This is a genomic window from Noviherbaspirillum denitrificans, assembly GCF_002211445.1.
GTDB classification, from domain to species: domain Bacteria; phylum Pseudomonadota; class Gammaproteobacteria; order Burkholderiales; family Burkholderiaceae_D; genus Noviherbaspirillum; species Noviherbaspirillum denitrificans.
The window spans coordinates 1-5,899 of sequence record NZ_LSTO01000027.1; the positions used below are offsets into that span (position 1 = coordinate 1).

6 protein-coding genes and 1 pseudogene are annotated in these 5,899 nt (G+C 63.8%); all 7 read left to right on the forward strand.

Annotated features, from left to right (window positions below; translation table 11 throughout):
* Positions 1 to 1,091, forward strand: a pseudogene (locus AYR66_RS27730) (hypothetical protein); the annotation flags it as partial.
* The gene (locus AYR66_RS27735; RefSeq protein ID WP_088710756.1) at positions 1,091 to 1,726 is read left to right on the forward strand and encodes an OmpA family protein; all 636 of its coding nucleotides are present in this window, start codon (positions 1,091 to 1,093) and stop codon (positions 1,724 to 1,726) included. The pseudogene AYR66_RS27730 and the gene AYR66_RS27735, both read left to right, overlap by 1 nt.
* Positions 1,723 to 2,430 carry a DUF2894 domain-containing protein gene (locus AYR66_RS27740; RefSeq protein ID WP_088710757.1) on the forward strand — a complete coding sequence of 236 codons (708 nt, stop codon included), beginning with the start codon at positions 1,723 to 1,725 and terminating at the stop codon, positions 2,428 to 2,430. The genes AYR66_RS27735 and AYR66_RS27740 overlap by 4 nt, the downstream gene beginning before the upstream one ends.
* Positions 2,430 to 3,197, forward strand: a complete 768-nt coding sequence (locus AYR66_RS27745) for a pseudouridine synthase (protein ID WP_088710758.1) — start codon at positions 2,430 to 2,432, stop codon at positions 3,195 to 3,197. The genes AYR66_RS27740 and AYR66_RS27745 overlap by 1 nt, the downstream gene beginning before the upstream one ends.
* A 163-nt stretch (positions 3,198 to 3,360) precedes the next feature.
* Entirely contained in the window at positions 3,361 to 4,368 is a 1,008-nt protein-coding gene (locus AYR66_RS27750; protein ID WP_088710759.1) for a methionine ABC transporter ATP-binding protein, read from the forward strand.
* On the forward strand, positions 4,368 to 5,027 hold the full coding sequence (locus AYR66_RS27755) for a methionine ABC transporter permease (RefSeq protein ID WP_088710760.1): 660 nt from the start codon (positions 4,368 to 4,370) through the stop codon (positions 5,025 to 5,027). Before AYR66_RS27750 ends, AYR66_RS27755 begins: the two co-directional genes overlap by 1 nt.
* A gap of 16 nt (positions 5,028 to 5,043) precedes the next feature.
* Entirely contained in the window at positions 5,044 to 5,829 is a 786-nt protein-coding gene (locus tag AYR66_RS27760; RefSeq protein ID WP_088710761.1) for a MetQ/NlpA family ABC transporter substrate-binding protein, read from the forward strand.
* The last annotated feature ends 70 nt before the right edge of the window (positions 5,830 to 5,899 follow it).

A 5,899-nucleotide genomic window follows, 5' to 3' on the forward strand; every position in this document is an offset into this window, starting at 1 on the left:
AGGCCGGCGCGCAAACCGCCGTGGCCGAAACCACGCGCCTGATCGCCTCCGCCGAAGAGCTGATGCGCTCCCGCATCGCCACTGAAGCGCAGTGGCTCGACCAGCATCGCGAACGCATGGACGAGGTGGCCGGCTTGCTGCGCACCGAACTCGGCGCGCTCAAGGAAGAAACCGGCGCACAATTGCTCGCCCAGCAGCAGCAGATCTGCGACAGCCTGGCCCGCACCGCACAAGAAATCACTGGACAGGCGCAGGCAGGCGCGCAAAGCACGCTGGCCGAATCCACGCGCCTGATCGCCTCCGCCGAAGAACTGATGCGCAACCGCATCGCTTCCGAAACGCAATGGCTGGACCAGCACCGCGAACGCATGGACCAGCTCGCCGGCCTGCTGCGGTCCGAACTCGGCGCGCTCAAGGATGACGAAGCCGCGCGCGGCAATGCGGCGGTCGAACGCCTCGCGCAATTGCAGGAAGAAGTGACCCGCCACCTCACCACGCTCGGCACCGCGCTGGAAGCGCCGATCGCCCGCCTGATCGAGACGGCATCGGAAGCGCCGCGCGCCGCTGCGGACGTGATCGGCCAGCTGCGCCAGGAAATCTCCAACAGCGTCGCGCGCGACAACGCGGTGCTCGAGGAACGCAGCCGCATCATGGCCACCCTCAATTCGCTGCTGGAAGCGATCAACCATGCCTCGCAGGAGCAGCGCGCAGTGATCGATTCCCTCGTGGCATCCTCGGCGACGGCGCTGAATGCAACCGCCAGCGCGTTCTCGGACAACGTGGCCGCCGAAGCCGCCAAGCTGACCGACATCGCCGCCAACGTGACCAGCAGCGCGGTCGACGTGGCCAGCCTGAGCGAAGCCTTCGGCGTTGCGGTGCAGGCGTTCAACGATGCCAACGAAAAACTGATCGACAACCTGCAGCGCATCGAAGGCGCGATGGACAAGTCCATGTCGCGCAGCGACGAGCAGCTCGCGTACTACGTCGCCCAGGCGCGCGAGATCATCGACCTCAGCATGATGTCGCACAAGGAAATCGTTGAAGAAATGCGCCGCCTGCCGGCCATGCAAGCCGCCGAAGAGGTCCGCTGATGGAAGACATGGACGCGAGCGTCGAGAACACCGCGCCGGTATGGGCGGTGTTCGGCGACTTGATGTCGAGCCTGCTGGGCGCCTTCGTGCTGGTGCTGGTCGGTGTGGTCGCCGTGCAGATGGAACTGACCACGACCCTGCAGGACGAGGTGAAGAAGCGCCAGGCCGAAGAGCAGCGCCGCATGAGCCTGGAGAAGGCGCTCGCTGTGCCGCTCGCGTCCGGTCGCATCACGCTCAACAACGGCCGCATCGGCATCAGCGGGCAGGTGCTGTTCGCGCTCAACTCCGACGAGTTGCAGCCGGAAGGCCGCCAATTGCTGAAGAGCCTCGTCACGCCGCTGCGCGCCTACCTGTCGTCGCGCAACGAAATGCTGATGATCAGCGGCTTCACCGACGACCGCCCGGTGCGCGGCGGACCCTTCGCCGACAACTGGGAATTGTCCGCGCAACGCGCGCTGACCGTGACCCGCACACTGATCGAGGAGGGCATGCCGCGGTCGATGGTATTCGCGGCCGCCTTCGGTTCCGAACAGCCGGTCAAGCCCAACACCGACGAAGCCGCGCGCGCGCTGAATCGCCGCGTGGAAATGGCGCCGGTGCCGAAGGCCGCCAATGCGAAGAATGCCGCGTCATGATTGAGCAGGATCCCGCAGCGCTGCTCGCCGCACTGCGCGCCGCCGGTGCGGAGCGGTTCGACCCTGCGGGATTGCATTACATCGATGCGCTGGCCCGGCGCGCCGAAGCGCACGAGGGCAGCGTCAGGCGCGTGCTCGACGCGAAGCTGGCGCAGGCGGTATCCCGAGTCAACGAGCGCTTCGAACGCGCAAAGGCAGAGGCCGCCGAGGTCCTCGCGCAAGGCGTGCAGAAACATCCGCAAGCAGCGAGTGATTTGCAGCAGTTGTTCGACGCCGGGGATTTCCGCGGATTGCGGCAGCGGGCCGCCTCGCTCGGCGAGCGCGAGCAATGCGCATCGCTGGGGGCGCTGGTGCGCCAACTCGAGCAGCATGTGCCGGAAACGGCCGTCGCGCGTCCGGAAGTCCATGTCGCGCCGCGTACAGAGTTGAAGGTCATCCGCCAGTTCCGCAATACCTGGTCCAAGCTCAGCGTCGACAAGCAGGTGGCGAAGGCGCTCGAACAGGCGCCGAAAAACGCCGGCCCGATCAATTCCCACATGCTGGTGCTGCGCTCGCTGGCAATGATGCGCGACATCTCGCCCGACTACCTCAACCGCTTCATTTCTTACGCCGATACCTTGCTCTGCCTTGACCAGGGCGAGAAGGAAAAGCCGGCGCCGCCGAAAAAGCAGCCGGCATCGAAACCGGCAAAAAAGGCACGGTGATGCCGGGCAGCGAGTCCGGTTGCGCGCAGAATCCGCTCACGGAAATCTATCGCGACCCGTGGCTGCTGGCCGTCCACAAGCCCGCCGGCCTGCTCGTGCATCGCAGTCCCATTGACCCGCATGAAACCGAATTCGCGCTGCAGTACGCACGCGCAATGAACGGCGGCGGACACGTCTATCCGATGCACCGGCTGGACCGTCCCACCTCAGGCCTGCTGGTCTTTGCGCGCGATCCGCAAACCGCAAGCACGCTCGGCAAGGCGCTGATGTCCAGCGCGGTGAACAAGACCTACATCGCGATGGTGCGAGGATGGACACCGGAAGAAGGCGTCATCGACCATCCGTTGCGCGAAGAGCCGGAAGACAAGCGCCGCAAGGACGAGCCGCAGCCGCTGCGCGACGCGCTCACCCGTTACCGTCGCCTCGCGACCACAGAAATTCCGGTGGAGATCGAAGGCCACCCCACCAGCCGCTACAGCCTCGTCGCGCTGTATCCGGAAACCGGGCGCAAGCACCAGCTGCGCCGCCACATGAAGCACATCAGCCATCCCATCATCGGCGATGCCAACCACGGGCGCGGACGGCACAACCGCTATTTCGCGCAGCGCTTCGGGCAGGGGCGGCTGATGCTGGCCGCTACTGCCATCACCTTCGCACATCCAGCCACCGGCGAGTTGCTGCAATTGAAGGCGGCGCCGGAAGCGAGTTTCATGCAGGTGCTTTCCATCTTCGGCGAGAGTTTGCCGGCCAGCATGTTCTTCGGTTAACGCCGAGCCGATCCAATCATTGTTCGGGCAGAAACGCGAATTTCTCGTCCAGCACGGGTATGGAGGATGCTGCCCATAAGCAAATGAGAAATGCTTAGTTCCTCGCAGTGGCATGTTTCGCTACTCTTCTGCACTTTCGCGAAATGGGTAGTGCATTCTCAACGTGATCCACATCGAACACCTCCACAAGAGTTACCAGGTAGGCGGCAAGGCAGTCAGCGCGCTGCGTGACGTCAACCTGCACATCCCCAAGGGGAAAATCTTCGGCATCATCGGCCGCTCAGGTGCGGGCAAGAGTACGCTGCTGCGCACCTTCAACCTCCTCGAACGCCCGACGGGCGGCTCGGTGCGCATCGACGGCACCGACATCACCACGCTCGGCAAGACCGAACTCGATCGCCTGCGCCAGCGCATCGGCATGGTGTTCCAGAACTTCAGCCTGCTGTCGTCGAAGACGGTCGGCGCCAATGTGGAGTTTCCGCTCAAGCTCGCCGGCGGACACAGCGCGGAAGAACGCCGCCGCCGCGTCGACGAGCTGCTCGAACTGGTTGGCCTGAGCGAGCACAAGGACAAGTACCCGGCGCAATTGTCGGGCGGACAGAAGCAGCGCGTCGGCATTGCGCGCGCGATCGCCAATGCGCCGCAGCTCCTGCTGTGCGATGAAGCCACGTCGGCGCTCGACCCCGAGACCACGCAATCCATTCTCGCGCTGCTGGCGGAAATCAATGTACGCCTTGGCCTGACCATCGTGCTGATCACGCACGAGATGCAGGTCATCCGCAGCATCTGCGACCGCGTGGCAGTGATCGATGCCGGCCAGATCGTCGAGACGGGCGAGGTGGCCGATGTGTTCCTGCATCCCAAGCATCCGGTTACGCGCAGTCTCGTGGCGGAATACATGCATGACGATTTCGACGTTGCGCGCGTGAAGACCGCGGACAGCCGCCGGCTACGCCTCACCTATGTCGGCGATGCCGCCTATCAACCGATCCTGACCCGCGTGGTCGAGGAAACGCGCGCCAGCATCACCATCCTGCAAGGCGCGGTGTCGCGCATCAAGGGCAAGCCTTACGGCCAACTGCTGGTGGAAGTCGGCGACGAGAACGGGGAGGCCGCCGCGGTGCTTGACCTGTTCCGCAGACTGGACGTGCATTGCGAGGTATTGAACTGATGGATTTCACGAATATCGACTGGGCCGATATCGCCCAGGCCACCATCGACACGCTCACCATGACCGGCGTGTCGCTGGTGTTCACCGTGCTGCTCGGCCTGCCGCTGGGCGTGCTGCTTTTCCTGACAGCGCGCGGCCAACTGCTCGAGCAGCGCGGCGTCTACACCGTGCTCTCGCTCGTGGTCAATGTGCTGCGTTCGCTGCCTTTCATCATCCTGCTGATCGTGATGATCCCGGTCACGCTCGCGCTGGTTGGCACATCGCTTGGCGTCGAGGGAACGATTCCGCCGCTGGTCGCGGGCACCACGCCCTTCTTCGCGCGTCTCGTGGAAAACGTGCTGCGCGAAGTGGACCGCGGCGTGATCGAGGCCTGCCAGTCGATGGGCGCGAAGACGCACCAGATCGTCATCAGCGCACTGCTGCCGGAGGCCTTGCCTGGCCTGCTCGCGGCCGCCACCGTCACCACCATCGCGCTGGTGTCGTATGCGGCGATGTCCGGCGTGGTCGGCGGCGGAGGTCTCGGTGACCTCGCACTGCGTTACGGCTACCAGCGTTTCCAGACGGACGTGATGATCGTGACTGTTTCCATCCTTGTCGTACTCGTGCAGTTGCTGCAATACAGCGGCGACCAGCTGGTGCGGCGTTTCACCCGAAAGTAATTTTCCAGGAGTATCCATGCGTTTCAAATTTGCCTTGCTGTTTGCCGCCTCGTTCGGCCTCGCCCAGTCGGCAGTCGCCGCCGACAAGCTCACCATTGCCGCGACCCCGGTGCCGCACGCGGAGATCCTCGAATTCGTGAGGCCGCAACTCGCGAAACAGGGTGTGGATCTGCAAGTGAAGGTCTTCACCGACTACGTACAGCCTGCGGTGCAGGTAAACGAGAAGCGCCTCGACGGCAACTTCTTCCTGCACCAGCCCTACCTGGATGAGTTCAAGAAAGGTCACAAGAACGATATCGAAGTGCCGGTCGCCAAGGTGCACGTCGAACCCTTCGCTGCCTACTCGTCGAAATACAAGAAGCTCGCCGACCTGCCGAACGGCGCGACGATCGCCATCCCCAACGACCCGTCGAACTCCGGCCGCGCGCTGTTGTTGCTCGAACGTCAGGGCCTGCTCAAGCTGAAGGATTCGAAGAACATTTCTGCGACAAAGAAGGACATCGTCTCCAATCCGAAAGACTTCAAGATTCGTGAACTGGAAGCAGCGACATTGCCGCGCGTGCTCAACCAGGTCGACCTGGCGCTGATCAACACCAACTACGCACTCGAAGCGAAGCTGAACCCGGTGAAGGATTCGCTCTTCATCGAAGACGGCAACTCGCCGTACGCGAACCTGCTGGTTGCGCGTGACGACAACAAGGAGAGCGCCGCCATCAAGAAGCTGGCTGCCGTGCTGACGTCTCCCGAAGTGAAGAAATTCATCGAAGAGAAGTACAAGGGCGCCGTCGTACCGGCATTCTGAGCCGTCCCTGCCACGCGATCCGGCGGGCAACTGAACGCCGGTGTGACACCGCCGGACGCCGCCGGCGGGG

Bases quoted from the DNA above. Each gene is read 5' to 3' on its own strand.
- AYR66_RS27735 (WP_088710756.1), top strand. From the start codon at position 1,091: ATGGAAGACATGGACGCGAGCGTCGAGAACACCGCGCCGGTATGGGCG.
- AYR66_RS27740 (WP_088710757.1), top strand. From the start codon at position 1,723: ATGATTGAGCAGGATCCCGCAGCGCTGCTCGCCGCACTGCGCGCCGCC.
- AYR66_RS27745 (WP_088710758.1), top strand. From the start codon at position 2,430: ATGCCGGGCAGCGAGTCCGGTTGCGCGCAGAATCCGCTCACGGAAATC.
- AYR66_RS27755 (WP_088710760.1), top strand. From the start codon at position 4,368: ATGGATTTCACGAATATCGACTGGGCCGATATCGCCCAGGCCACCATC.
- AYR66_RS27760 (WP_088710761.1), top strand. From the start codon at position 5,044: ATGCGTTTCAAATTTGCCTTGCTGTTTGCCGCCTCGTTCGGCCTCGCC.